Source organism: Anaerocolumna jejuensis DSM 15929 (assembly GCF_900142215.1).
GTDB lineage: Bacteria > Bacillota > Clostridia > Lachnospirales > Lachnospiraceae > Anaerocolumna > Anaerocolumna jejuensis.
Genome location: NZ_FRAC01000007.1, coordinates 274,079 through 298,401, shown reverse-complemented (window position 1 = coordinate 298,401; position 24,323 = coordinate 274,079). Strand labels below are relative to the sequence as shown.

The window sequence follows — 24,323 nt, the reverse complement described above, 5'->3', positions numbered from 1 at the left end:
CTTAAATAATAGAGTGTGAAAAGCTCCTTTCTTTCACACTTGCTCCCATTGCATACCGCAGGCTTGTCTGCGGTACTGCCTTAAATAATAGAGTGCGAAAGCGCCTTTCTTTCATGCTTCGCTGTTTCCTTCCCATCTCTTATAACAGTCATTTTGAACCCCAAGGCTATCAAGGGTCTTACCCACAACAAAGTCCACCAAATCCATCATTGTCTCAGGATGGCTGTAAAATCCGGGCATTGCCGGTAATACCGTGACTCCGAGCCTTGACAGCTCATACAGATTCTTCAGATGTATTGTAGACATAGGTGTTTCCCTGGGTACTAAAAGAAGCTTCCTGTTCTCCTTTAACATTACATCCGCTGCTCTTGTAAGCAGGGATTTTGTTATACCATTTGCAATTTCCGCCGCTGTGGACATGGAACAGGGGATTACCGCCATGGCATCACATTGGTAGGAGCCGCTGGCAACCGGGGAGAAGAGATTCTCATTGTCCTCCCAAATAATATGTCCGTTATTTCTCTGCCATTCCTCCATCTGCTTTTTAAGGCTAATCCCCATTTCATATTCAAATACCTGGCTTCCATGTTCCGTAGCAATGATATGCAGTTCTATTTCTTTCGGCAAAAGACAGTCGACAAGCCTCTTAAAATAAACGGAGCCGCTTGCTCCCGTTACCGCTATGATCAACTTTTTCATACATCCTCCCAATACCTTTATAAAAATGCATCCGCAAGCCCAAATACCAGGAACACAATACTGACAAGCTGATTTACACTGTAGGACGCAATATTAACATTCACCAGATTCTCCGGGGATACCATACGGTATTCCGTCACAAAAAGCGCTGCAATAAGCGCTATTCCGATAAAATAGACAATGCCCAGCTCCGGCGCAAGGATACCTGCCGCTATCAGGCATATCAAGGTTACGGTATGCAGCAGGGCCGCTATCCTCAGGGCATTTTTCACTCCGAATTGTACCGCTACCGAATGAAGTTCATTTTCCCTGTCAAAGTCATAATCCTGGCACCCATATATGATATCAAAGCCAGCTACCCATAAGGTATTGGCTGCTCCTAAAAACAAAGGTAACAGACTTAAGCTTCCCCTGACAGCCAGCCATGCTCCTACCGGTGCACAGGCACAGGTAACTCCCAGTATAAAATGGCAGAGAAAGGTGAACCGCTTCGTATAGGAATAGCCGGTCAAAAGTACCAGGGCAACCGGAGACAGCAAAAGGCATATGATATTCAGCCGGTATGCTCCGTAAAGCATTATCAGGAAGCAGACTGCAGTAAAAGCCACTACTTCCCCTTTCTTTACCTCTCCCCTTGGTATCTGCCTTCCCTTTGTTCTGGGATTTCTGGCATCGATTTCTGCATCTATGACACGGTTGATGGCATTTGCTCCCGTTCTGGCTCCCAGGAAGCATACCAGGATGAAAAATACCGTTTTGATATCCGGAATTCCTTTGGAGGCAAGTACCATGGATACAACGGCAAAGCTTAAGGAAAAAATCGTATGGGAAAACATCACAAGCTTGCCATACTGTCTTAATTTCTCTACCCCTTTGCTCACTATATTAATCAAGTCCGTATTCCTCCCATCTTCTGCTTACCAGTTCTTTGATGTCTTCCGACATAAGGATATCCTCCGGCCACTCTCTGGTAATTCCTTCTTCCTTCCATTTTTTCGTGGCATCAATACCGATTCTGCTGCCATAAACTATCAGGTCCCGCTTCCCATCGATATTATTGAACAGCTTCCACATTACCAGAGAAATGTCCTCCTTCTCCACATTGCCGTCAACGGCTATGACAAATTTATCTTCCGAATCGCCTAACCGCTCTTTCAGCCTGTCCATTGCTTCTCCCGGATAAGTTTTGTTCACATTGATTACGCTGTAATGCTCCCTTCCTGAAGGGGTTCCCTCCCTTGTGGCATCCACACCAAGGCGCGTGCCGTACAAAGCCCGGTTAGAGGAGTGGTCCAGGGCATCCAGCGGTCCTTCACACAGGACCAAATCCTCCAGGCCGCTGACATTTAACAGGACTGCTTCTTCTACTTCCCTTAGGTTTTGTACATCAACACTGTCCTTCACCACAATAATCAGCTTGGTATACATCATCTGCCCCATGCCCCATACCGCATTCATGACTTTTCTGGCACAGCCGGGATAAGCGGAATGCACGGAAAGAATAGCGCAGTTATGGAAAACTCCCTCCAGCGGAAGATTCATATCCTTTAATTCCGGTATCTGCAGCTTCAAAAAGGGCAGGAATATACGCTCCGTAGCCTTTGCCATATAGCAGTCCTCCATGGGCGGCCGGCCTACTACCGTTGCCGGATACACCGGCCTTTTTCTATGGGTGATACAGGTCACATGGAATTTAGGATAATAATCCGCCAGAGAATAATATCCCGTATGGTCCCCAAAAGGCCCCTCCAGTACTGGTTCCTCTTTTGTATCCACATAGCCTTCCAGTACAAATTCCGCATTAGAAGGTACATAAATATCATTGGTAATGCATTTTACCAGTGTTACATTGGCTCTGCGCAGCCATCCTGCAAGCATCATTTCATCAAGCATCTTGGGAAGGGGAGCCGTAGCCGCATAGGTTATGGCCGGGTCACAGCCCAATGCTACGGAAACCGGCATCCGCTCTCCCTTCTCCTGGTAATCCTTGTATATTTGGGAGCCGTCCTTATGCTTATGCCAGTGCATCGCCGTTGTTTCATCGTCCAAGATCTGCATCCGGTACATACCGACATTCTGCTGCCCGCTATGCCTGTCCTTTGTAAAAACTAAAGGCAGGGTAAAAAACCTCCCTGCATCCATGGGCCAGCACTTTAAGACCGGCAATTGATTTAAGTTTACATTCTTTTCAATAACCTGCTGGCATTTTCCTCTTCCCGGCCGCTTTATGGGAAGCGCATATAGTAGCCGGAAAAGCCTTGGAATACTCTTAAGGATTCCCGCCACAGACAAATAATTCCTAAGGTTCAGATATTCCCTGATTTCCTCTGCTATGGCATCCGTACTCTCCGCCTCCAAAGCCAGGTCCATCCGCCGGAAGCTGCCCATGGCATTGATAAGCAGCGGGTAAGGCGAGCCTGTGACATTTTCAAATAACAGGGCACTGCCGTTTTTCTTGGAAATACGGTCTGTAATTTCCGTTATCTCCAATATAGGTGATACCTCACAGGTTATCCTCTTAAGCTCTCCATTCTTCTCCAGTACCTTTATAAATCCTTGTAAATCCCTGTATGACATCTTTGTTTACCTGCATTCATAATTTCTCTCTTAAACGTGGCAGTCCACCTGATTGCGGACTGTCCTGCACATCACTACTATACCAGAATAAACCAATCATTACAAGAAGCGATTCTGTGTTCATAATGGCAAACGCAATATAACCAGCAGTTAATTTTCATGAAGGAATTATGATAACCGTTCACTTGTGAAATTATAAGGTCTTTGCTATTCTATAGGTAGCGAAGGCCTCGTCACTATAGCAGATTGGAGATGCATTTGAATGAAAATAAATGAAATCATACGAAAGTACCGGAAGGATGAAAATCTTACCCAGGAGCAGGTAGCCAATTATTTGGGGGTAACAGCTCCCGCCGTTAACAAATGGGAAAATGGAATATCCTATCCGGATATTACTCTTTTAGCTCCCCTTGCCCGTATTTTAAAAACTGATGTGGATACCTTACTGTCTTTTCACGAAGAATTATCGGATGCCGAATGCAGGCAGCTGGTAAAAGGCATTTCCGATAGTATACAAAAGGATGGTTTTACTGCAGGATTTGAAAAGGGAGAAGCTTTGATCAAGGAATATCCTAACTATGATATGTTGAGGCTGAATATTGCTGATATACTAAGAGTTCACCTTATAGTGAAAGAAATTGAAAATCCGGAAATATATGAAAATAAGATAGTTGGCTGGTATGAGGTAGCTTTAACAAGCAAGGATGAAAAAATTATCAACCTGGCAAAGTCCTCATTGACAGGTTATTATATGACAAAAGGTATATATGAAAAAGCCCAGCAGTATCTGGATGAAATACAACCCTTAGGCTTTGATAAACGATTTACACAGGCTATCCTTTACGAAAAACAAGCCAGATATGACGATGCCTATGAAATATACGAGAATATACTTTATAAGGGAGCCCAGGAACTCAGCAATGTCTTACAGATGATCTGCCATTTGCTGTGTACGGAAAAGAAATATACAGAGGCTGAAAAGTATGCGGATCTATCAAGGATTATTGCAGCAGCTCTGGATTTAGGTGATTATACCGCATATACCTCCAACTTCCTTCTGGCAGTAGAAAAGAAAGATATCCCACAAGGAATCGAAATGCTGGAGCATATGATCAACGGCATTGATACTTATGAGGAATATAAAGCTTCCAAGCTTTATTCCCATGTCAGGTTTTATAAAAGTACTAATCCTGATGCTTCAAAGAAAGTGCTTCGAAATTCCTTGAAAAATAATGCGGAACTTGATTTTATTAAAAATGAGCCTGCTGCTAAGAAACTATTTCAAAGATTAGAAAAGTAAATATAATATCTGATACCGTAAAAAGCCTGGAACTTTTCTGGTATTAATAGTTCCTTTCTTTATAAAATAAAAGGCTAGAGACCTGCGGTCTCCAGCCCTATACTATATCCTACCACTTAATAGTTACAACTGGTTTGATTAAATCCTTTGGCTTATCCTTCATTAACATAAGCGCTTCTCCAATACTATCCAGCCCTTCAAAGCGGTGTGTAACTAATTTGCCCGCATCCAGTCTGCCGGTTGAAATAAGGGATGCAAGTTTTTCCATCCTTAATCTTCCGCCAGGCATAAGGCCGCCTGCAATAATCTTATGGCCCATGCCGCATCCCCATTCCAGACGGGGAATCTTTATGTAATCACCTTCACCCAGGTAATTCACGTTGCCGATTTTTCCGCCGGGCTTTAACATGGTAATTGCCTGAGCAAAGGTATCTACATCTCCTCCGGCAATAATAACACGGTCCACGCCTTTTCCATCGGTTTTTTTCATGATCTGCTCTACAATATCGCCTTCACGGTAATTGACAATATCGGTAGCACCATATTCTTTGGCAAGCTGAACACAGTTAGGACGGGAGCCTACTGCATAAATGCTGGATGCACCACGAATGGCTGCGCCTGCTACAGACATAAGTCCAACAGGTCCGATTCCAATTACTGTCACACTGTCACCAAACTGTACATCTGCAAGCTCAACTCCGTGAAAACCGGTAGGAACCATATCGGAAAGCATACAGGCAGCCACGGGGTCCATCCCCTCCGGTAATAAGGCTAAGTTACCGTCTGCGTCGTTAACATGGAATAACTCAGCGAAAACACCATCTTTGAAATTGGAAAATTTCCAGCCTGCAAGCATTCCGCCGGAATGCATTTGATAGCCGCCCTGAGCTTCAACCGAATTCCAATCAGGTGTAATGGCAGGTATGATTACCCTGTCACCAGGTTTAAAATCTTTTACATAACTTCCGACTTCCACTACTTCCGCAACTGCTTCGTGACCCAGAATCATATCGTGGCGCTCACCAATGGCACCTTCCCAAACGGTATGGATATCAGATGTGCAGGGGGCAAGTACAATGGGACGGCAGATGGCATCCATGGGGCCGCAGACCGGCTTTTCCTTTTCAACCCATCCTGTTTTACCAATACCCAACATCGCAAAACCTTTCATAATAAACAACTCCTTTTCAACTATTATTGTTATATTTTTAACAATTCTACGTGGGTATTATACATCATAATCTTTTCTTAGTCAAATATAATTCATATTTAATTTTAATAATGAATTGAGAAAATTTATCACATATATAAATGCATACTTTTACTTTAAATGAATATAATGATGTTTCGAAAAGCTTTTATAATGTTATAGGATATTGCTGAAAATATAGTAAGAATACCTGAAAAAATATGATGAATTTGCCAAGATTGATTTATCGCATTGCTTTTTCCGCCTCTTCCATGATATGTAAGGCCGAATTGACAGAAATGCCAAAACGGTCGCACCCTGCTTTTTGCATTTCAAGCAGCCCGGACAGATTACGTATTCCTCCGGCGGCTTTAATTTTAGTCCGGGGGCCAATAACCGACTTTATAAGTTTAATATGCTGAACCTCCGTAGGCTCACTGCACCAGCCCGTACCTGTTTTGATAAAGGCAGCTCCGGCCCTTTCGGCAATCTGGCATGCGGTTATTAACTCATCTTCCGTCAGCAGTGTTACTTCCAGAATCGTCTTTACAGGTATTCCCTGTGCTGTATCCACAACTGCTTTTATGTCCTGATAAACAAATTCATCATTATGAATTTTCAACTGAGTGATATTTATTACCATGTCCAATTCCTCACAGCCCATTTCCAGCAATTGTCTGGCCTGAAATACTTTGCTTTCCGTTGTATCGCAACCAGATGGGAAGCCTACGGTTCCTCCTACTCTTGTGCGGGATTTTCCCTTCAGCTTTTCAATTAAATACGGAGTCATGCTGGGCAGGGCAAAGGCACAGATAAACTTGTATTTGTTTGCCGCAGCAATCATCTGGTTCAAGTCTTCTAACGTGTGATTGGATTTCACACAGCTGATATCAATTACTTCCGGAAGCATCTCTAACCCCAAATCATTCATAGTTTTAACCTCCAATTTCTATTTATACCGCCCATTGGCAGTAATTACAAGCTCATATTGACTTCCCAGTATGGAAACATCGTCGACACAAATTGCCTCCTTGCTCCCATAGCAAATGCGGCGGATACAAAGAAGTGCTGTCCCCGGCTGCACTGCAAGCATTTCAGATTCTGTAAAATCTGCCGACTTTGCATATATCTTGTCATTGGAAGAATTGATTTCCAGCTGGTAATGTTCTTCTAAAAACTGGTATAATCCGGAGAACTTATTGGTAAACTGCTCCAAATTTGGAACAAGCCCATAGGGAATATAATTTTTCATAATGGCAATGGGCTTTTCATTGGCAAGCTGAATCCTTTGAACCCTGGCTACCGGTTCTCCGTATTTTAGCTGCAGTTCCTTCCCAAGCTCTTCGCCGGCGGGTATAATATCAATATACATGCTTTTCGTCCGCACATCATATCCCCGTCTTCTTAAGGACTCCGTAACCGAGGTGACCTTGTCCAAATCCTGCTTTGTTCTGTAATCCAATACCATAGTACCTCTGCCCTGCTTCACTTCGACCAGGCCTTCTTCCCTCAGTACTTCTATGGCACTTCTTATCGTGGTGCGGCTTACCTGAAATATCTTTTCAAGCTCAGGCTCCGTCGGCAGTAATTCAGATACCGGATAGGTTCCATCCTGAATTTTCTTTTTTAGCGCATCATAAACAATCTTATAAGCCGGAACTTTAGCCATGTAATAACGCCTCCTTTCCTTCCAGTGGGTAATTTCCAGATTAAATCGATTCTAATTATAACATTAGTTTTATTAATATCAAAGTAAATACAATACTTCAGCCTTAAATAATGCGAAAATCCAGCCTTAGATAATGCATAGCTCCAGCCCCAGATAATGCAAAACTCCAGCCCCAGATAATGCAAAACTTTCGGGACAAAAGATGATATGTAGGTATTGGGGAGGTCATAAATAGAAAAACGCTGGTTAATTGGAAGCTGACTTTATCACAAAAGAATGTCTTATTTCAGCGCATCTCCTATGAGTTACATACAGAGTTATACTCCGATGATCTGAAATTTATTCTTTGTGAGGATAAGGGTACAATTGATAATAATTTAACGGATATATTGGATATAACCGAAGACATAGATATTTAAATCATATATTTGATTCAGGCGTCAGAATGTCATGTTTATTGAGATTAACTTATGACACCCGAATCATATATAAAAGTATCCGTATCCTGTATAATGATTTTAATAATTTTTTTGTTAAAGTACTATATCCTTAACCAGCGGGAACTCTTCCTTGGGATTCAAGGCTGCATATACATATGTATCCCAATAAATGGGGTTTCCATTTGCATCCGAATGAAAAGAGACATTTTTTCGAAAATGAGCTTCTCTTTTTAATCCAATCTTCTCCATAAGCTTCCAGGAAGAGGTGTTTTGCGGAGCACACTCTGCATAAATTCTATGCAGCCCCTGTGTAAAAGCATAGTCTACCGCTGCCTTTCCGGCTTCACTTCCATAGCCCTTCTTCTGGTACTTTTCATTTAACACATAGCCCAGCTCCCGGGAATTAAAATCTCTTTTCCCCAGGTAAATATTACCGATAACCTTATGCTCTGCTTTTAACTCAATCGCATAAAACTCATCACTTTTTGACCGGTATTGGATTTCTTCTCCGGCCTTTTCCCGGGTAAAATCCGGGTACGCTTCAAACTCAGCATTGACCCGCTGCAGCATATATTCACATAAGTCACTTTCATCCTTCAGTTCAAAATTGCGGATTATCAGAAATTCTGTTTCTATTCTCATATTAACTCTCCCATTTATTGCTTAGCAGTAACACTATTTTTCGTTTTTTAAATTTACTGGATTTCAACATTACATTCGGTAAAATTCTTCAAATACATGGCATTCATTTAACATCCTTTTATCCTTTTCCCCTATTGTTTATTATTATAAACGATAGGGAAAAAGTCAACACCCATATTGGTGCAGGAATATGGGCTGCAATAACCACTCTTTAAATCTTTTATCCATTTATTTTGTTTCACTCCCTCCGCAGGAACAGTTATTAGGAAGTGTTGACAATGCCAGTCGAATATATTAGGCTGGATATAACTTTAAAAATGCGATATATTTTTTAAATTTTTAAGCAGTAACAGGCAGAACTGAAAAGTTTGCCGCAGTGTTTCTTTCATTACAAAAATATGCTGAGACAATAAAATTAAAAAGCCGCTGTTATCCTATCAAGGGGGGATGTTATGAATAAGATGATTTTAAAGAGCTTGAAAAAGACATGTTTCTGGATTTCTTTAGCTGCTGTGTCAGTCTGTGCTGCCGCCCTTATATTTCTGCTTGCAATACAGGCGCATTCTATACCGTCACAACCAATACAACTTCCCAGTACATCCACCCTCTTATCTATGGAGATGGAACAAATCAAGGAGGATAAAAGTACCGGAATTGTCACTGTAACAGATACCACCGATATGGAAGCTATTTTATCTGCCCTCTCCCGGTCAAGAAAGACCTCAAGACAGTCTGTAAACGACTCACCCAACGAGGATAACTATCTTATAATCAGGCTAAAAATGAAGGAAGGCGAGAAAAAGCTGTATCTTTTCTCAGCTGGAAACCACTGCTACCTGGAGGAGCCATATGTTGGAATATACAGGATTGACAAGGAGGCAAATACCTCAATATATGCATTTTATGAAAAGAACACTCACTAACTTCACATTGGCACGGCTTACGCCTTTGTCCAATGTTTGTACGTAAGCCCGCTCAGCTCTAATATCTACCCCCAAAGTACCGGGTAGGTGTAAATTCGTGATATTGGAAAGAAGTATGTTTTTTGGTATTCACCGCAAGAATGGAAAAGAATTATTTTAGAATATGATTTATATTATACTTACCACATGTGGAAACTAATAAATATATGGAAGGAGAGAAAACACCAAATTTGAATGATAATATTAAGCTTACCGATGAAATAAAATTCGTTATTGTTGAATCTCTTAAATTTATTGACAGCAATCTTAATAAACCATTGAAGTTAAATGATATTTCCGGGCATTCCGGATATTCAAAATTCTATTTTGAAAGAGTTTTTAAGCAATACATCGGCCTATCTGTTATGGAATATGTCAAACGAAGAAGATTGACCTTTGCATCAACAGATCTGCTGAATGGTGAAAAAATAATTGACGTGGCGTTAAAGTATGGTTATGATTCCCATAGCGGCTTTACAAAAGCATTTCTGAATGAATTCGGATTTTCTCCTTCCATGCTTAAAGTAATGAAACTACATTTTTCAGTATTAGGAGGGAAACATAGTATGAGTCATATTTTTTTAGATAAGATGGATATTCATTCTTCCAAGGAAGAATTATTTGAAAAATTGTTGGAGTTAATCCAAGATAACAATTTAAATTATAACACAACAAAATTCGAAAAGGCCTATGCCTTTACCTGTGAAGCATACAAAGGAATCACCCGACATTCCGGTGACGAATACATCACTCACCCGCTAAATGTTGCTATCCTCTTAGCTTACCTGGAAGCGCGTGAAGATGTAATTATATCCGGTATGATGTGTGATATATTAACCAAGACAAATACCGAAGCTAAATCAATTGAAAAAGAATTTTCAAGTAACATTAGGCATATTTTATCAGGGCTGGCCAATTTTAACATAACTTTTCCTGCCGCAGATGAAGATATACTGACAATAAAGTTAGCTGAACGGCTTCACAATATGAGAACCGTTGAATTTATGGACAAACACGCACAACAGATGAAAGCAAAAGAAACGATTGAATTTTTTGTTCCTTTTGCTACTAAAATAGGAAATGCAAAATTGACGGAAGAATTGAATGATTTGGCTCTGAAATATGCATAGAGCCCGCTTCAAAATCTGTGTAAACTCATGTCAGAACGGCATGCAATTTATATAAAAAGCTCCGAAACAGTAATGTTCTGCTGTTTCGGAGCTTGAATGGCACGTGGGTAATTGTCTTGGCAGCAATCTTTTTATCTGCTCATTCCTTATGACTTTTGTGAAGCTGCTGTTTGAGATGTGAAGCTGCTGTTTGAGATTTCTTGCTTTTTTAATTATTTTACAGTATAATTCTTATGCATAAATATCGGAAGACTTTGATATTCCTATAAGGAGCATCCCAACCTGACAGCCAGATAGAGATTATTTTAATACATTAGTCTGTATATGCAACAGCACTTATTTCAATTAATTGTGCCGAAAAAGCAAAATACGGCACTCCTACAAGAGTCCCCGCCGGACGGTGCTGACCCAAGTATTCTTTAAACAGCCTAATGACGGAATCCGAATGTTCTCCAGCATCTGCCAGATAAATTTCCACATAAGCGAGATTGGATTTTGTGACATCAAACTCTGCTAACACATGGTCAAGGTTTTTTAGAGTTTGGTGAGTTTGCATTTCAATATCACCTTCGCCGACAAACACGCCCTCTGAATCATGGGAAAATTGTCCAGAAATATAAATCGTGCCATTCACGCTGTAAGCCTGGGAAATACCATGATCCCAAAGATTATGATTATAAGTTTTAATAATAGCCATTTTTTCTCTCCTCTACTTTAAAGTAACTTTAATATAACAAGAATGTGAATAAAAATATAGTACGCACTTTATTGATAGGTACTATTAGAAAGGATAGTTCAATTATGGGAATGGCTGAATATAAAGGTCAAGTGAAAAACATTCAGGATACACCTTTTGGATATACCTTGTCATTAATTGGCGGTAAATGGAAAATGGTTATCATATACCTTTTAGCAGAAAACCAGCCAGTCCGTTTTAATGACTTAAAAAGACAAATTGGCTCAATTACATTTAAAATATTGAGTTCACAACTGAAAGAGCTGGAATCAGATGGTTTGGTAGACCGAAAAGAGTATCCTCAAATTCCTCCTAAAGTTGAGTACCGTCTTACAGCTAAGGCAGAAACGCTCTTACCTGTTTTGGAAGGTTTATGCGAATGGGGAGCGAAGAATCAAAATCAATAAACTGCTCCCTATTATGCAGATTAGTATCAAACATATCATTACCTGTCAATTTATAATAATAACGTTATTTATCTGCTGCTGTTAATTTCAACATTAGCATATTTTCTTTTAAGATTACAAATACTATAGATAATCTTAACAAGGAGGTCAACTCAATGGCAAAGAAAAATACAACACCAAGCGCAGACCAGACAGACAGCAGCAATACCAGCGGTGGTGATTCCAGTGAAGATTGTATTGGAACTACTCAGGATTATGTCAGTGGTGATTCTGCCCGTTCTTCTTCAAGTCATCAGTTTTCTCAAGCAACAACTGATCCGCGTAATGGAAATAAAAAATAAAAGACAGACCCAGGACTTAAGTCAATTAAGACTCAATCCGGGTCTGCCAGACTTCTTTCCAAACTTCTCCCAATATTCTTGAATAGTCGACTATTCCAAGAACTCACAGTTTTTTCTTAAAACAAATAATTCTATTTGCTTCCTCAAAACCAAGTTGTAAATGAAGCTTTAAGCTATCTGTATTATTTAGTTCGCAATCGCTTGCAAATTCCCTGCAGCCTTTATTTTCAGCCCATTCTTCACATTGATGAATCAGCTTTTTTCCAATACCTCTTTTACGGTATTCTGCTTTTACAAAAACACCTTCCAAATATCCAACCGGACTACTTTCTGTTCCTTCAACATAATCATACCGCAAGCTGCACTGTGCAAATCCAATTTGCACATTTTTAATAAAGGATATAAAAACAACTCCTTTATCTGAAACTATATATTCCGTCATTTCTTTTTCCAAATCATTAATTTCATTATCTGGCCACAATAACATAGCTAATTCTGCAACAAATCTGCTATCACCAACTTCTGCTTGTTTTATCATAATTCATTGCCTCCGCTAAATATACTTATCCTTTTTCTTAGCATACTGCATCCAATTTCCAATATTTCGATTAAATTCCCCCCGAACCATCACCGAAACTGTGCAAGTATCTTACCGTCAGAATCAGTGACAAACCAGGTGACACTAACATAACTTGGTCTCAATCCATTGCAATCCATACACGTCACAGGGATTACCAGATAATCACCATATTGTTTTACACGTGCAAAATAGTCATATTTCTTATTTTGCTTGTAAGAAAGCTTAATAAACGATTTGACCAAATTATTTTTATTAGTTCCAGATGTAAAACGGGATATGTTAATCAATTCTTTACCGTCCGCTTTTGCACAATAGGTTTTATCTCCCAGAATATTGAAGGTTTCTGTACCAGTGGTCTTATATGTATAAGAAGAGGTTTTGCCGGTCTTTGTGTTGTATATATAATGTTTGTCGCTACTATCGGTTCCGTTATAGAAGATGCTGTTCTTGTTATGATAGATCTGTTCCTCATATAGCTGCTTTGCGATAACAGAATTTATATTTGTACCGGAATCTAATTTTATTAATGTTCCGTACCAATAGTTGCCCGTGCCCTCATATGAACCGTATTGATAATAAATATCTCCGTTTATTTTAGCAATGTCGGATACCATGGGAAATGTCCGCTCCGTTACATCCAGTGTAATCTTGTATTTAGTCAAAACAGCCAACTTTGCCTGCTTCGGCATCAATGTGTATATTGTCAGCTTTGTAGAGGCTTCATTAAATTGAGTAAAATAAAATGTGTTATCCAAGTTTTTCACAAAGCGTAAGGTCTTATTACCAGTAAAAATAAGAGTAGCTTTCTTGCTGTCATAATCTCTTTTATATAGCTTACTTTCTTTTCCTTTCATAACAGTATAATAAATACTGCTGTCGTCAAGACATTGGAAGTAACCATTGCAAATAATTTTTTTATCTTTGGCATCGATGGAAACAGAATAAGTCTGATAAACATCATTTTCCCCTGTATAGCTGGTATAATAAAGGGTGTCATTATGAAGCTTCATGTCTAAAATATCTTCCTTTGACGATATGAGCTTCGTCTTATTGCCTGTGGCAATCTCCAACTGGTAGATGTCATAAGAATATTCATCCCCTTCTACTCTCTGAATATAATAGATATTTCCTCTGCCTTCCAGCATAGGTGAATATTCGTAAACCGCTGTGTTAGTTGCTGCACTGGTAATAAGGGTATTCTGAGGTATTAAAAAGATAATTATAAAAAAGACTAATATAAAACTGAGTATTCGATTTGTTATTGTGTTCATTGCCTTCTCCTTATTCAAATAATTTATATTATTAAAAATTACGTTTTTCCCCCTAGATTGCGTCGATGAAGACACTCCTGTTTTAAATGTATCACACATCCATTGATAAAATTTATCTTTTTCTTCAAATTGAGGATAAAGTGCTGAGTTCTTAAATAGTACCAGCTTATGCGTTTCATTACATCCCTCACTAAAGATTAATTTCTAAACCATCATATGCAAATTCAATTCCATCAAATTGTTTTTGTAAATTCATATAATCATCGTAGGATTTTCCCCAGTCCTCTTCCAAATGAGTTATTATAACCCTCTTAATATGATATTTACTTTTCAATTCAACAATTTCATCCATAACAAACAGCTCACCACGCAGCGGATTATCTTTTTCCAGGACAAAACCATCCTTCAATACATCCCCTACAATCGTATTCCCAATAATCAGGCAGTCAGCATCCATGAAAATATCATTTTCAGGAAATGGTTTTACATCACATGGTGCATAAATCACCTTATGTGAATTCTGAGTATAGACAAAAACAGCTACATTTACTGTTTCATCAACGGGTATCAAGTCTATATGTATGGAAGCAAGGTCGAGGCTCGTAAATGCCTGAATATCTATTAAATTCATGCTTTCATAATAATCCAGTGCAGAACCGTATTTGGTTCCCTGGCATTTTATATCTTTTATAATTGACGGTAAGGAAGCTACTGTTATCGGGTTCTTACATTTCATACCAATGGAATTTGCCAGCCAGTCCAGCCTCAATTGTTCGATTACACGCATCCCCATGGTGTGGTCAGGGTCGATATGGCTATAAAGGAGATACTCGACTTCCTTAATATCTGCATGATTCAGTGCATCGGCAATGTCTTCCGGTGTATCAATCAATATATTAGCATCCTCTATGTACAAGCTGCAGCCGCATCTCGCATAGGGAAAGCCCTTTTCCCTTGCCTCTATACAAATATTACACTGGCATAATGGTCTGGGTGTACTGACGCATCCTCCTGAACCAATTATCTTTAATCTCATATAAAATCTCCCATCTCTTTTTTACTGATCAAAAGAGCTGATTCCAATCAAATCCCCATCCGGGGCAGCGATATAACAGGCGTAGCCCCCAGGTTTCTGTTGTTGGTTCTAAAATCGGGGCAGCTCCTTTGGAAAACAATATTTCCATTACAAAAATTCACTCTTCTGTTCCATATTTCTCATGAGCTATTCCTAATTCCTTAAAGAACTTATAATCATTTTCCGCTAAATTCAGGTAAGCAAATCTTTCATGGGAACATACGGCAAGTATTATCTTATCATTCTTATAAAAAGCTATGTCCTCAAAAGCGGTGCCATCAATCAGGTATGGGAAATCATATAAATCTTTCATTTTATTGATGATTGAAGCACTGACTTGTCCAAGCTGAAAGAAACACATTTCAAAAACCGGATTCATGGTTACCGGAGTAAATCTGGTATATTTTGTTTTCCTAAATTCATCGGACTGAGATATGAATTTTTTATTCAGTTCTTCTGAAAGAGAATCATATTGCAATCCCTCAAGCATACTTAAATCCTGCTCCAGGAGTTCATCAAAATATGAATATGCCTCCTGTTCAGTATTCGAATGTAACATACTGCTTATTCTGGCTTGATAATCATTGCGATTACTTGTATAAGCTTCTCTTCGGCTTGCATTTTCTTTATATATGTGTTCTTTATAGCTTTCCTGCATTTGTTCGAATTCTGCAATATCCAAAAATCCGGTATAATATCTGGACACAGATATAGTATCACTTTTTCTAATTACAAAATCCATTAGCTCACTGAGCTTTACATCAGAAACATCTTCATTGATTGATATCTTCAACACAAATTCTCCCCATATATGTTTAACTATTCAACATATTTCCATTTTACACCACACTATCTTGGATTACTACTCTTATCTATTGATATATGTTTATAAGGATTCATAACAATTCCGAAAAAATTTCTCCGAAAAACCTCAGATATTTAATCATAAGGAAGGTTCTGAGAATTGCTCCTGGATTTATCAAGTGTCTATTTGTAGAAGCTTCCGTTATTCCTTGAACAGTCATCGGGTAAGTTTTAGCAATGTGAACCTGTAGTTTTTTCAATTCAATCCAGTTATAAGCGTTCAATCAGGAGAGTGTAATTATTTCTGTGTCTGATAGATAACGGAAAGGGCTTGATGGTTTACTTAGAAGCGAATGATATCTATTACCTTCCTAACCCCTTATCTGCTGCCGAGACCTATTACCGCCATATCATTTTATGAGAAAACAAACAATACGATTTGCTGTTCTCGGATGTGCCAGTTGATTTTAGAATCCGCTGGTTTGAAATTGCTGTAAAGAACGGTATGTCAGTTGAAATGATATATCCAATATACGCGCAGTTAATCGTTACTGGTGATTTTCCATTCGAGTTGGATGTAAAAGAGTTAATACAGAAATCAAAAAATATGCAATGATTATGATAGCAGGGGCTCTGTCTCCTGCTATTTTCTGTCAGGGTCTTTACAATTTGGGTCAGTCGTATTAGCATATAGGATATACTAACCAAATTGGTCAGGAGGTTTTTCATGAATGAAGGTTTTTTCAGTTTGCCTGTAGACAAACAACAGAAAATAATTAATATGGGATTTCAAGTTTTTTCCCAGAGTACATATAAGAAGGCCCCTGTAGCAGAAATAGCCTTGGGAGCAGGTATTTCCAAAGCTCTTCTTTTTTACCATTTCAAAAACAAAAAAGAACTATACTTATTTTTGTGGAAAAAATCAATAGAGTTGACAAGTATTGCAATGAAGGAACAAGATGTCTTAGGAACAAATAACTATTTTGAAATGCTAAGACGCTCTCTTATTGGAAAATGCAATTTGCTGAGAGAATATCCTTATATAAGTGAATTCTCATTACGAGCCTACTATGAGGAAAATACGGAGGTAAAAAAAGAAATCCAGGATAGTTTTCAGCAAATCAATCTGGAAAGTGAGAAAAAAGCATTTGAAGTCATAGATACCGGAAGGTTAAGAGATGATATAGATATACATCAAATGTATCAGGAAATGATTTGGGCTTCGGATGGATATTTACATACGGCATTTATGCAGGGTGAAATAAATGCCGATAAACTGAAATCTGATTTTGAAAAATTAATTCTTATGTGGGAAAAGGTGTATCAAAAATAGTATAGGAGGAAATTATGAGCGCAGAACATAAACAACTTGAATCTAATAATGGCTGTGTCCACTACTGGATTTCAAGAAATTGTAATCAGAATGCAATATGCATCCTATTTACACATGGACTAACTGCAAATCATACCATGTTTGAAAAACAGGTTGAATATTTTGAAGCCTCCTATACGGTAATTACATGGGATGTACCTCTACATGGATTATCAAGGCCTTATCAAAATTTTTCTTATGAGAATACAGCAAAGGAATTAAAGGCTATCTTAAATAAAGAGAACATCAAAAAAGTTATCTTGGTCGGTATGTCAATGGGCGGTTATCCTAGTCAGGAATTTGCATACAGATATCCGGAAAATGTGGATAGGATGATAATGCTTAATACCACGCCATTTGGACTTGAGTTTTATTCAAAATCAGATTTATGGTGGTTGAAACAAGCAGCACCACTTGGAAAATGGTTTACTGACCGTATGCTTCGCGAAAGCATGGCAAAATCCGTTTCCAAAACCGACTATTCTTACAAAAAAATGATTGAAATGCTAAACCCTTTATCAAAGGCGGAGATAATCGAGCAAATGGATATTGCATACGGAAAATTTGCTAAGGAAAATAAGAATGTACAATTTGATTGTCCGGTACTACTCTTACTTGGTGATAGTGATACTACCGGAAAAGTAAAGCAATATAACAAAGCATGGACCAAGGCAACCAGCTATCCTCTGCATATCATTAGCCATGCAGCGCACTTTTCCAATGGAGACAATCCAGAACAAGTTAACCTGGAGATAGAAAATTTTATACAAGGGAAGGGTTCATATGATATTTAAGGAAGCTGGACAAAACAATTTTCCAACAATGATTTTTATCCATGGTGGTGGTCTGTCTGACTGGTCATTAATACCCATCGTAGATGAATTTCAAAAGAAATTCCACGTAATTACACCTATTATTGATGGACATGGAGAAGCTGCCGCTGAAACATTTACCAGTATTCCCGATTCTGCCGCAAAATTGATCCATTTTATAGATACACAGTGTAACGGAAAGGTCTTTGCAATTGCAGGGTTATCTATTGGAGCCCAGATTGTAACAGAAGTTCTCTCCCAAAGAAATGATATTACACAATATGGGATTATTGAAAGTGCCTTGGTTTATCCAATTACGGGTATTATAAACTTTACAGTTCCTTCCTATCAGATTTTCTATGGATTAATTAGGCAAAGGTGGTTTTCAAAACTGCAAGCAAAATCTCTGTGTGTCCCTAATAATATGCTTGAAATATACTATAATGATAGTATGAAAATTTCGAAGCAATCTCTGATAAATATAACATTGAGCAATGGAACATATCATTTAAAAGAATCCATTTCAAGCACTAAGGCTAAAGTGCTGATTATTGTGGGTGAAAAAGAGATTTCAGTCATGCAAAAATCGGCTAAAAGGCTGCATAAAGAAATCTCTGGAAGCGAACTATATATTGCTCCTGGTATGAGACATGGCGAAATAAGTTTAAAATACCCTCAAAAATATATGGAATTACTTGAGGAATTATTCAAGTTATGAGTCCGAGATTCTACAGATTCCAACAGATTACCATTAAATACATAATTAACCACAGCGGCTGATGAAAAGAGCTGGAACGCTTGATTTTCCTAAGATCTTCTGGTATTGAATTAGTATAAGCCACACGTGGTCTGTAATTGAAAAGACAAAGAAACAGACCTGCGACGGGGCGGTTTAATGCCCTATCCAGGTCTGAAATTTTAGATGCTTTCGCATGATTTTCTATTTCATTTTCTACTGTCGACGAGGATAAGCGGGGTTGCCTTTTGGATATTGAAGTGTACCCGGCGACAAATCATGTCATGGGTAAATGCAAATATCCCCGTCAGCCTCGTTTGGGGCAATCTCATTTATCCTCTAACGAGGTTATTCTTCCTTCTATTTTTCTCTCTTCATGCTTCTTCAGAAGCACCATTCTCTCTTCTCTTTTCTTCCTCTTCTTCCATTCCTTTTTCTTCATTTCAAAAAAGCGAAAAGAGCTGGAACGCTTGATTTCCCTGTATTTCTTCAGGGATTTTTCTGTGTTGAATTGTTAGAAGCGTTGCGTGGTCTGTAATTGAAAAGACAAAAAAAACAGACCTGAGACGGGGCGGTTTAATGCCCTATCTAGGTCTGTTTTCTAAGATGCTTTCGCATTATTTTCTATTTCATTTTCTACTATCGACGAGGATAATTCGAGTTACCACAAGGATAATACGAGGTGCCTCGGGATATAGTAGTTTTCAGACCATAATAGAATTATATTATGTATTATATCTTTTTTCAATAATATAAACATATTTTATAGTAAATTTCTAAATAGATTTTTTTTAAACTTTTCCGTCAATTCTATATTTCTACTCAAATCAAATGCATACATATCCGTTAACTTATTAATCCCAATATAACACTTAGTCTGAAAATCTATTAGCTATTTTTGATTAATATCTATTTGTCTAGATGAATCAATTTTATCATTTATCACTTTTTCATTTATATACGCCCCGAGTATAACCTGAAAAAAGGATAATTCCAAATTTAATATCCATATAATATCTGGGAACTTATTAATCATTCCTATAATATAATCTTGAACTTCTTTAATTTGATATAATTCTCTCTTATCATCATTATAACCATCCATCATTAATTCAAAACTTTGATATGAATCTTTTAAATCATCTTTAGTACTCATGTATGAATTTTTCAAATATTTTAATTGATTATAGTCTCTATCAAATACTTCTTTTTTGGATATATTAACCAATTTCAATATCCCATCCATCTTACTAGTTCTTTTACCAAGAAAGTTATCTCTCAATAAATAATTTGTCATATAAGATGAATGCCAAAATTTAATATCTTTCTTTAAACAAGCTTTATTATTTGTAAGTAATTTAACAAAATTAGGATAAGTCTTTAAAATTTCTTGTTCTATTGTTGTCTTCTTTGATATAGTATCTTTATTATATACAACAACTAAAAAAGCTAAGGAATTTATCATAATACAACGCATTGCTATATAATATACTGATAAATTAACCATTCTGAAAGGTGCTATACGAAACCAATCAATTTCATAATTTCTATCTTTATTCAAGTGATAGCATTCTTCTTGTGTTTCCTTATCAAATGCCACTTCCATGAACATTGCAAATATTGATATATCTAGTGCTTCTGTATAATCCTTATTTAAAATATAACTGATATATTCTTGATATAAACCGATATCAAAATCAGCATCATTGGCTCGCGCTGAATTATAGCAAACTTTTAAAAGCCATCGTGTCAACATATGATAATTATATTTGAAGTAAATCTTTTTTGTATCAAAAGATATTTTATCATTGTAACTTATTAGTAATTTTAAAGCATATGCATCTAATTTTGACAACTCTCCATTATTACAATTTGCACAAACATCCTTTATCATTAATTCATTATTTATAACTCTGGAAGGAGCCTTATCAAACCATACCGTTTGCTCTTTAAAATTCATATTATTTATAAATCCTTTAGGAATAATGTGCTCTCGTGACATTTTACCTTCAGATTTGCAATATTCACATTGCAATCTAGTCATCCTCCCCTGTGATAATAATCAGCTCTTAAGAATCAGCTTATAATGAGCTTATTAAGTATATTTCCATTTAAAAGCATCAACAATTTACTATTTCTAATCTTATTCGCATGGCCTCTTTGGATACTTGAAAAAAGGTACAAAGATATTCTACTAAAGCATCATTATATTCTTCTTTTTCTATTGGAATCATACAGATTTGCTCACTATAACTTCCTTCAAACTCTTTCATTTTTTTATTCATCAAATTTTTTGGCATTAAAAAACAACTCGAAAAATAATCCGCCTCTTTCTCTTGTTCAGGACGCTTTTTATTTTTGGTATCAAATGCACTTTTATCACATACTATAGCTCCTTCTGATAATACATGCCCCAAAAAATGGTGTCCTAACTCGTGAGCGATTGTGAAATTCTTACGTGGTTCATAAAGATTAGCGTTAACAAATATAATTTTTGTGTTACCCATAACCATATAAATACCACAGAATTCCTCATCATCCTCATCTCGTTCTTCAAAAATTATTCCACGTCTAATCATTATATCTTTAATTAGTAGAATCGGAGGTTGATTCAAAACATTACATTCTAAAATACCATCAACCAAATTTGTAATTTGCTTTCTTCTTCTCCAGTCCATTAATTATCCTCGCAAACAATTTCTAGCGCTCTTGCAACTAGGTTATTCCAAGTACTCTCTTTTACGTTACCACGAGCTGCGGCTGTAAATTGCATTTGCTTTTGCTGTAATTGAGGCTTCGAAACATATTCTATAATGGTGCCTTGAATACTCCTCTTTTCACTCCCGAATGCTTCCTGCAAAACTGCTTCCATAAGTTGAGATGAATAACTTTTTACTTTTTTAACTTCTTGCTCTAATTTATCACAAAGAGCCATTAACCTCTCTGTTTTTTCAACAATACGTTGTTGCTCTGCAAATGGCGGAAGTGGAATTACCGTATTTGCTACAATTCCCTGTGTGATTTTTTTCATACTATTAGAAGTTCCACTTGCTTTGTTTCGAAAATAATTACGTATATAAGGACTGCGCAAACATAGCAAAATAAATTTAAGGTTAATACTTGGTAGACATTGTAATTTCATCATTAAATCAGGATAAATGTAACCTTGAAGGTCAACTTCACACAAACAAGCTATTCCAACATAATCAATTGAATTACTACGTTGAATAAGTATATCCCCTTGCTTTACCCACAAATGCGAAGCTTTACTAATATTATCATCAACATACTTGTACTGATTAATATCTAAAATTCCCCTTGTCGTTGCTGTTAATGTTAAGACTTTTGTGTTAGTTATATAATCAACTCTATTAGGAGAATAGCCATTCTGGGGTAATTGAAAAATTATATCCTCCAATCGACACCATACCCACCCACGTGGTAATTCAAAAGGTTTTTCCACTTCGTTGATAGGATTCGACTCTTTGTGTTTTTTGATTTTCCTTTCTGAAATAAGTTTTTCTTTTTCCTCTTGGATTTTCTTAAAAAATATATTCGCAGGCTCATCATCAGGATTTTGCTCGCAAAGTTTACCCTCAATTGCTTGTTGCAAAATAGATTGACGGAGTAATGTGATATATTTTTCTTGACTGTTAATGTTTAGTAACGATTCCTTAACTATTACTTCCACATTTTTAATATCATTTAATTTTGTTTTCTGAACATCCTTATTTGGGAGCGGAATTTCTATATTATACAATTGTTCTGGATGTATACGCTTAGAGCTACTTCCTTTCGCTAAACCTTCTAATTTCTTATATAGTTTATTGCATTGCAAATATCGTACAATCCAATCAGCATAACAACTATCATCCACATCAAATGACGGAATATCTGAAGTTGATTCAAAACCATCTAGTTCATCCGGAACGATACCAAATGCTCCTTTAAACAGATTCTGTTTTCCATAAATGAACTGTCCTTTATGGCGAATGAAATATTTAGTTGCTCCTTCAGCTTCTTCTTTTAACACTCTTTTCTCTACTCCACCCGTATTTAATTTAACAGTAATTCTTTTATCAGGGTTAGGAGAATCAGAAACAATCTTAGATTCTCTCAAAATTTCCTTTAATCTCACATATTTCATTTTGATACCCCTGCGTTTTTCTCAATTTCGGTTAATAGTATATTTATGTTACTGTTACTGGTTCTTATCATACTAATCAAATCTGAAATTGTGTATAGAATATCATCATTTTCTTTATTTGGATTTTTAAAATCTAAATTATAATTTCTAGCTTTAAGTTCATTAATGTTAACTTTCCATGCACAGTCGGTTTGTTTTCTGTTCTCTCTATCCCACCAAGCTTTTTCGTTCTCAAATTCCTCAATTCTAATCGGCTTTGTTTTTGTATAATTCTTATAGCCATGGGGTAATTGATGTTCATAAAACCAAATTTCCTCAGTTTTACCACGTTCCAAAAAAAGCAAGTTTGTATTTATACTCGTATAAGGCGCAAATACACCATTAGGTAATCTAACAATAGTATGCAAGTTAAATTCACTAAGTAGTTTTTCTTTAATAGCAGTTTTTACACCTTCACCAAACAAGAAACCATCAGGTAGAACAATTGCCGCTCTTCCTGTTTGATTCAATTTATACATAAGTAAAACAAGGAATAAATCAGCTGTTTCTTTTGTCTTAAACGCTGTCGGAAAATTATCTTGAATTCCATCTTCTTCAATACCACCAAATGGAGGATTAGTTAAAATAATGTCCACCTTTTCATTAGCTTTTATATCTCTAACAGGATAACTTAATGAGTTATCATGCTTGATTTGTGGAGTATCTATATTATGCAATATCATATTTGTAGTACAGAGCATGTGAGGTAATGGTTTCTTCTCTACACCTATTATAGAATTCTGTAAGATATTTTCATCCTCTACATTTTTTACCTGCTTACGCAAATGTTCCAAAGCACAAACCAGGAACCCTCCCGTTCCGCATGCAAAATCCAAGACCTTTTCACCAAGTTTTGGATTAATCATATCCACCATGAATTGTGTTACAGCTCGAGGAGTATAATATTCGCCTGAATTACCTGCGCTCTGCAAATCCCTCAAAATATTCTCATAAATATCATTAAATAAATGACGGTCGTTGGTCTTATCAAAGTCAATATTATTAAGTTTATTAATAACACTTCGAATTAACGTCCCAGACTTCATATAGTTATAGCTATCCTCGAATATCGATTTTACCAGAAAAGCTTTCGGGTCAGTTTTTTCAGTTAACTGCCAGTCTTTAAACGTCTTAAACAATGTATTATTCACAAAGTCTAACAGCTCATCTCCTGTAATTCCTTCATCATCCTCAGCCCAATCAGACCATCGCAATCCATCCGGTATAATAAATGTATAGTTATCTGATAAAAGGTCCCATTCTTTCTCCTTAGAATCGAACACCTTCAGAAATAGCATCCATACAAGTTGTGATATTCTCTGTGCATCTCCATCTACGCCAGCATCCTGGCGCATGATATCCTGCACAGATTTGATTGTAGCTGATATACTCATT

Annotated in this window: 24 protein-coding genes; 8 read left to right on the top strand and 16 right to left on the bottom strand. The window is 37.2% G+C overall.

Translation table 11 applies throughout. From position 1 onward, the window contains the following. Nucleotides 1–111: 111 nt before the first annotated feature. From BUB77_RS04790 to BUB77_RS04780, 3 genes are read right to left on the bottom strand one after another with little or no spacing between them, the layout of a single operon-like run. Nucleotides 112–699 (bottom strand): UbiX family flavin prenyltransferase, encoded by a 588-nt coding sequence (locus BUB77_RS04790; protein WP_073273452.1) that lies wholly within the window; start codon nt 697–699, stop codon nt 112–114. A gap of 17 nt (nt 700–716) precedes the next feature. After that, on the bottom strand, nt 717–1,592 hold the full coding sequence (locus BUB77_RS04785) for a UbiA-like polyprenyltransferase (RefSeq protein ID WP_207650830.1): 876 nt from the start codon (nt 1,590–1,592) through the stop codon (nt 717–719). Beyond that, nucleotides 1,585–3,276, bottom strand: a complete 1,692-nt coding sequence (locus BUB77_RS04780) for a menaquinone biosynthesis decarboxylase (RefSeq protein WP_073273450.1) — start codon at nt 3,274–3,276, stop codon at nt 1,585–1,587. The genes BUB77_RS04785 and BUB77_RS04780 overlap by 8 nt, the downstream gene beginning before the upstream one ends. A 262-nt stretch (nt 3,277–3,538) precedes the next feature. On the opposite strand from BUB77_RS04780, the gene BUB77_RS04775 reads away from it, so the two are divergent. Further along, entirely contained in the window at nt 3,539–4,576 is a 1,038-nt protein-coding gene (locus BUB77_RS04775) for a helix-turn-helix domain-containing protein (protein WP_073273449.1), read from the top strand. 109 nt (nt 4,577–4,685) lie between these two features. On the opposite strand, the gene BUB77_RS04770 is transcribed toward BUB77_RS04775, so the two are convergent. From BUB77_RS04770 to BUB77_RS04755, 4 genes are all read right to left on the bottom strand, one after another. Then, nucleotides 4,686–5,747, bottom strand: coding sequence for an NAD(P)-dependent alcohol dehydrogenase (locus tag BUB77_RS04770; RefSeq protein WP_073273448.1), 1,062 nt, complete (start codon nt 5,745–5,747; stop codon nt 4,686–4,688). Nucleotides 5,748–6,009: 262 nt separating this feature from the next. Further along, a complete protein-coding gene (deoC, locus tag BUB77_RS04765) occupies nt 6,010–6,696 on the bottom strand; it encodes a deoxyribose-phosphate aldolase (protein WP_073273446.1) in 687 nt (228 codons plus the stop codon). An 18-nt stretch (nt 6,697–6,714) separates the two neighbouring features. Beyond that, complete coding sequence (locus tag BUB77_RS04760) at nt 6,715–7,434, bottom strand: GntR family transcriptional regulator (protein WP_073273444.1); 720 nt, start codon at nt 7,432–7,434, stop codon at nt 6,715–6,717. 533 nt (nt 7,435–7,967) lie between these two features. Next, complete coding sequence (locus tag BUB77_RS04755) at nt 7,968–8,516, bottom strand: GNAT family N-acetyltransferase (protein ID WP_073273442.1); 549 nt, start codon at nt 8,514–8,516, stop codon at nt 7,968–7,970. 452 nt (nt 8,517–8,968) lie between these two features. Here BUB77_RS04755 and BUB77_RS04750 point away from each other — a divergent pair, with 452 nt between their 5' ends. Then, the gene (locus tag BUB77_RS04750) at nt 8,969–9,439 is read left to right on the top strand and encodes a DUF5301 domain-containing protein (RefSeq protein ID WP_073273440.1); all 471 of its coding nucleotides are present in this window, start codon (nt 8,969–8,971) and stop codon (nt 9,437–9,439) included. 206 nt (nt 9,440–9,645) lie between these two features. Continuing rightward, the gene (locus tag BUB77_RS04745; RefSeq protein WP_073273438.1) at nt 9,646–10,608 is read left to right on the top strand and encodes a helix-turn-helix transcriptional regulator; all 963 of its coding nucleotides are present in this window, start codon (nt 9,646–9,648) and stop codon (nt 10,606–10,608) included. 313 nt (nt 10,609–10,921) lie between these two features. On the opposite strand, the gene BUB77_RS04740 is transcribed toward BUB77_RS04745, so the two are convergent. Further along, nucleotides 10,922–11,305, bottom strand: a complete 384-nt coding sequence (locus BUB77_RS04740) for a RidA family protein (RefSeq protein ID WP_073273437.1) — start codon at nt 11,303–11,305, stop codon at nt 10,922–10,924. A 104-nt stretch (nt 11,306–11,409) separates the two neighbouring features. Between BUB77_RS04740 and BUB77_RS04735 the strand changes: the two genes are divergently transcribed. After that, on the top strand, nt 11,410–11,751 hold the full coding sequence (locus BUB77_RS04735) for a winged helix-turn-helix transcriptional regulator (RefSeq protein ID WP_073273435.1): 342 nt from the start codon (nt 11,410–11,412) through the stop codon (nt 11,749–11,751). Nucleotides 11,752–11,906: 155 nt separating this feature from the next. Further along, a complete protein-coding gene (locus tag BUB77_RS04730) occupies nt 11,907–12,092 on the top strand; it encodes a hypothetical protein (RefSeq protein ID WP_073273433.1) in 186 nt (61 codons plus the stop codon). Between the two features lie 103 nt (nt 12,093–12,195). On the opposite strand, the gene aac(6') is transcribed toward BUB77_RS04730, so the two are convergent. From aac(6') to BUB77_RS04710, 4 genes are all read right to left on the bottom strand, one after another. Next, entirely contained in the window at nt 12,196–12,630 is a 435-nt protein-coding gene (gene aac(6'), locus BUB77_RS04725; RefSeq protein WP_073273431.1) for an aminoglycoside 6'-N-acetyltransferase, read from the bottom strand. A gap of 89 nt (nt 12,631–12,719) precedes the next feature. Then, nucleotides 12,720–13,943, bottom strand: a complete 1,224-nt coding sequence (locus BUB77_RS04720) for a DUF5050 domain-containing protein (protein WP_170866578.1) — start codon at nt 13,941–13,943, stop codon at nt 12,720–12,722. 190 nt (nt 13,944–14,133) lie between these two features. Next, nucleotides 14,134–14,979, bottom strand: coding sequence for an MBL fold metallo-hydrolase (locus BUB77_RS04715; RefSeq protein ID WP_073273427.1), 846 nt, complete (start codon nt 14,977–14,979; stop codon nt 14,134–14,136). Nucleotides 14,980–15,136: 157 nt separating this feature from the next. Next, on the bottom strand, nt 15,137–15,814 hold the full coding sequence (locus BUB77_RS04710) for a hypothetical protein (protein ID WP_139241107.1): 678 nt from the start codon (nt 15,812–15,814) through the stop codon (nt 15,137–15,139). Between the two features lie 735 nt (nt 15,815–16,549). On the opposite strand from BUB77_RS04710, the gene BUB77_RS04705 reads away from it, so the two are divergent. The 3 genes from BUB77_RS04705 to BUB77_RS04695 are packed head-to-tail and all read left to right on the top strand — an operon-like array spanning nt 16,550 to nt 18,724. Further along, complete coding sequence (locus BUB77_RS04705; RefSeq protein ID WP_073273424.1) at nt 16,550–17,155, top strand: TetR/AcrR family transcriptional regulator; 606 nt, start codon at nt 16,550–16,552, stop codon at nt 17,153–17,155. A 14-nt stretch (nt 17,156–17,169) separates the two neighbouring features. Continuing rightward, nucleotides 17,170–17,988 (top strand): alpha/beta fold hydrolase, encoded by an 819-nt coding sequence (locus BUB77_RS04700; RefSeq protein ID WP_073273423.1) that lies wholly within the window; start codon nt 17,170–17,172, stop codon nt 17,986–17,988. Continuing rightward, entirely contained in the window at nt 17,978–18,724 is a 747-nt protein-coding gene (locus BUB77_RS04695; protein ID WP_073273421.1) for an alpha/beta fold hydrolase, read from the top strand. The genes BUB77_RS04700 and BUB77_RS04695 overlap by 11 nt, the downstream gene beginning before the upstream one ends. Nucleotides 18,725–19,634: 910 nt before the next feature. Here the strand turns inward: BUB77_RS04695 and BUB77_RS04690 are convergent. The 4 genes from BUB77_RS04690 to BUB77_RS04675 form a co-directional block, all read right to left on the bottom strand. Continuing rightward, on the bottom strand, nt 19,635–20,786 hold the full coding sequence (locus BUB77_RS04690; RefSeq protein ID WP_170866577.1) for a hypothetical protein: 1,152 nt from the start codon (nt 20,784–20,786) through the stop codon (nt 19,635–19,637). A 76-nt stretch (nt 20,787–20,862) separates the two neighbouring features. Then, nucleotides 20,863–21,420: an ImmA/IrrE family metallo-endopeptidase gene (locus BUB77_RS04685; RefSeq protein WP_073273417.1), complete on the bottom strand. Its 558-nt coding sequence runs from the start codon at nt 21,418–21,420 to the stop codon at nt 20,863–20,865. Further along, on the bottom strand, nt 21,420–22,889 hold the full coding sequence (locus BUB77_RS04680) for a restriction endonuclease subunit S (protein WP_073273415.1): 1,470 nt from the start codon (nt 22,887–22,889) through the stop codon (nt 21,420–21,422). The genes BUB77_RS04685 and BUB77_RS04680 overlap by 1 nt, the downstream gene beginning before the upstream one ends. Then, on the bottom strand, nt 22,886–24,322 hold the full coding sequence (locus BUB77_RS04675) for a class I SAM-dependent DNA methyltransferase (RefSeq protein ID WP_073273413.1): 1,437 nt from the start codon (nt 24,320–24,322) through the stop codon (nt 22,886–22,888). The genes BUB77_RS04680 and BUB77_RS04675 overlap by 4 nt, the downstream gene beginning before the upstream one ends. Nucleotide 24,323: the final 1 nt, after the last annotated feature.

Bases quoted from the DNA above. Each gene is read 5' to 3' on its own strand.
- BUB77_RS04790 (WP_073273452.1), bottom strand. From the start codon at position 699: ATGAAAAAGTTGATCATAGCGGTAACGGGAGCAAGCGGCTCCGTTTAT.
- BUB77_RS04780 (WP_073273450.1), bottom strand. From the start codon at position 3,276: ATGTCATACAGGGATTTACAAGGATTTATAAAGGTACTGGAGAAGAAT.
- BUB77_RS04775 (WP_073273449.1), top strand. From the start codon at position 3,539: ATGAAAATAAATGAAATCATACGAAAGTACCGGAAGGATGAAAATCTT.
- BUB77_RS04770 (WP_073273448.1), bottom strand. From the start codon at position 5,747: ATGAAAGGTTTTGCGATGTTGGGTATTGGTAAAACAGGATGGGTTGAA.
- deoC (WP_073273446.1), bottom strand. From the start codon at position 6,696: ATGAATGATTTGGGGTTAGAGATGCTTCCGGAAGTAATTGATATCAGC.
- BUB77_RS04760 (WP_073273444.1), bottom strand. From the start codon at position 7,434: ATGGCTAAAGTTCCGGCTTATAAGATTGTTTATGATGCGCTAAAAAAG.
- BUB77_RS04755 (WP_073273442.1), bottom strand. From the start codon at position 8,516: ATGAGAATAGAAACAGAATTTCTGATAATCCGCAATTTTGAACTGAAG.
- BUB77_RS04750 (WP_073273440.1), top strand. From the start codon at position 8,969: ATGAATAAGATGATTTTAAAGAGCTTGAAAAAGACATGTTTCTGGATT.
- BUB77_RS04745 (WP_073273438.1), top strand. From the start codon at position 9,646: ATGGAAGGAGAGAAAACACCAAATTTGAATGATAATATTAAGCTTACC.
- BUB77_RS04740 (WP_073273437.1), bottom strand. From the start codon at position 11,305: ATGGCTATTATTAAAACTTATAATCATAATCTTTGGGATCATGGTATT.
- BUB77_RS04735 (WP_073273435.1), top strand. From the start codon at position 11,410: ATGGGAATGGCTGAATATAAAGGTCAAGTGAAAAACATTCAGGATACA.
- BUB77_RS04730 (WP_073273433.1), top strand. From the start codon at position 11,907: ATGGCAAAGAAAAATACAACACCAAGCGCAGACCAGACAGACAGCAGC.
- BUB77_RS04720 (WP_170866578.1), bottom strand. From the start codon at position 13,943: ATGAACACAATAACAAATCGAATACTCAGTTTTATATTAGTCTTTTTT.
- BUB77_RS04715 (WP_073273427.1), bottom strand. From the start codon at position 14,979: ATGAGATTAAAGATAATTGGTTCAGGAGGATGCGTCAGTACACCCAGA.
- BUB77_RS04705 (WP_073273424.1), top strand. From the start codon at position 16,550: ATGAATGAAGGTTTTTTCAGTTTGCCTGTAGACAAACAACAGAAAATA.
- BUB77_RS04700 (WP_073273423.1), top strand. From the start codon at position 17,170: ATGAGCGCAGAACATAAACAACTTGAATCTAATAATGGCTGTGTCCAC.
- BUB77_RS04695 (WP_073273421.1), top strand. From the start codon at position 17,978: ATGATATTTAAGGAAGCTGGACAAAACAATTTTCCAACAATGATTTTT.
- BUB77_RS04690 (WP_170866577.1), bottom strand. From the start codon at position 20,786: ATGACTAGATTGCAATGTGAATATTGCAAATCTGAAGGTAAAATGTCA.
- BUB77_RS04685 (WP_073273417.1), bottom strand. From the start codon at position 21,420: ATGGACTGGAGAAGAAGAAAGCAAATTACAAATTTGGTTGATGGTATT.
- BUB77_RS04680 (WP_073273415.1), bottom strand. From the start codon at position 22,889: ATGAAATATGTGAGATTAAAGGAAATTTTGAGAGAATCTAAGATTGTT.
- BUB77_RS04675 (WP_073273413.1), bottom strand. From the start codon at position 24,322: ATGAGTATATCAGCTACAATCAAATCTGTGCAGGATATCATGCGCCAG.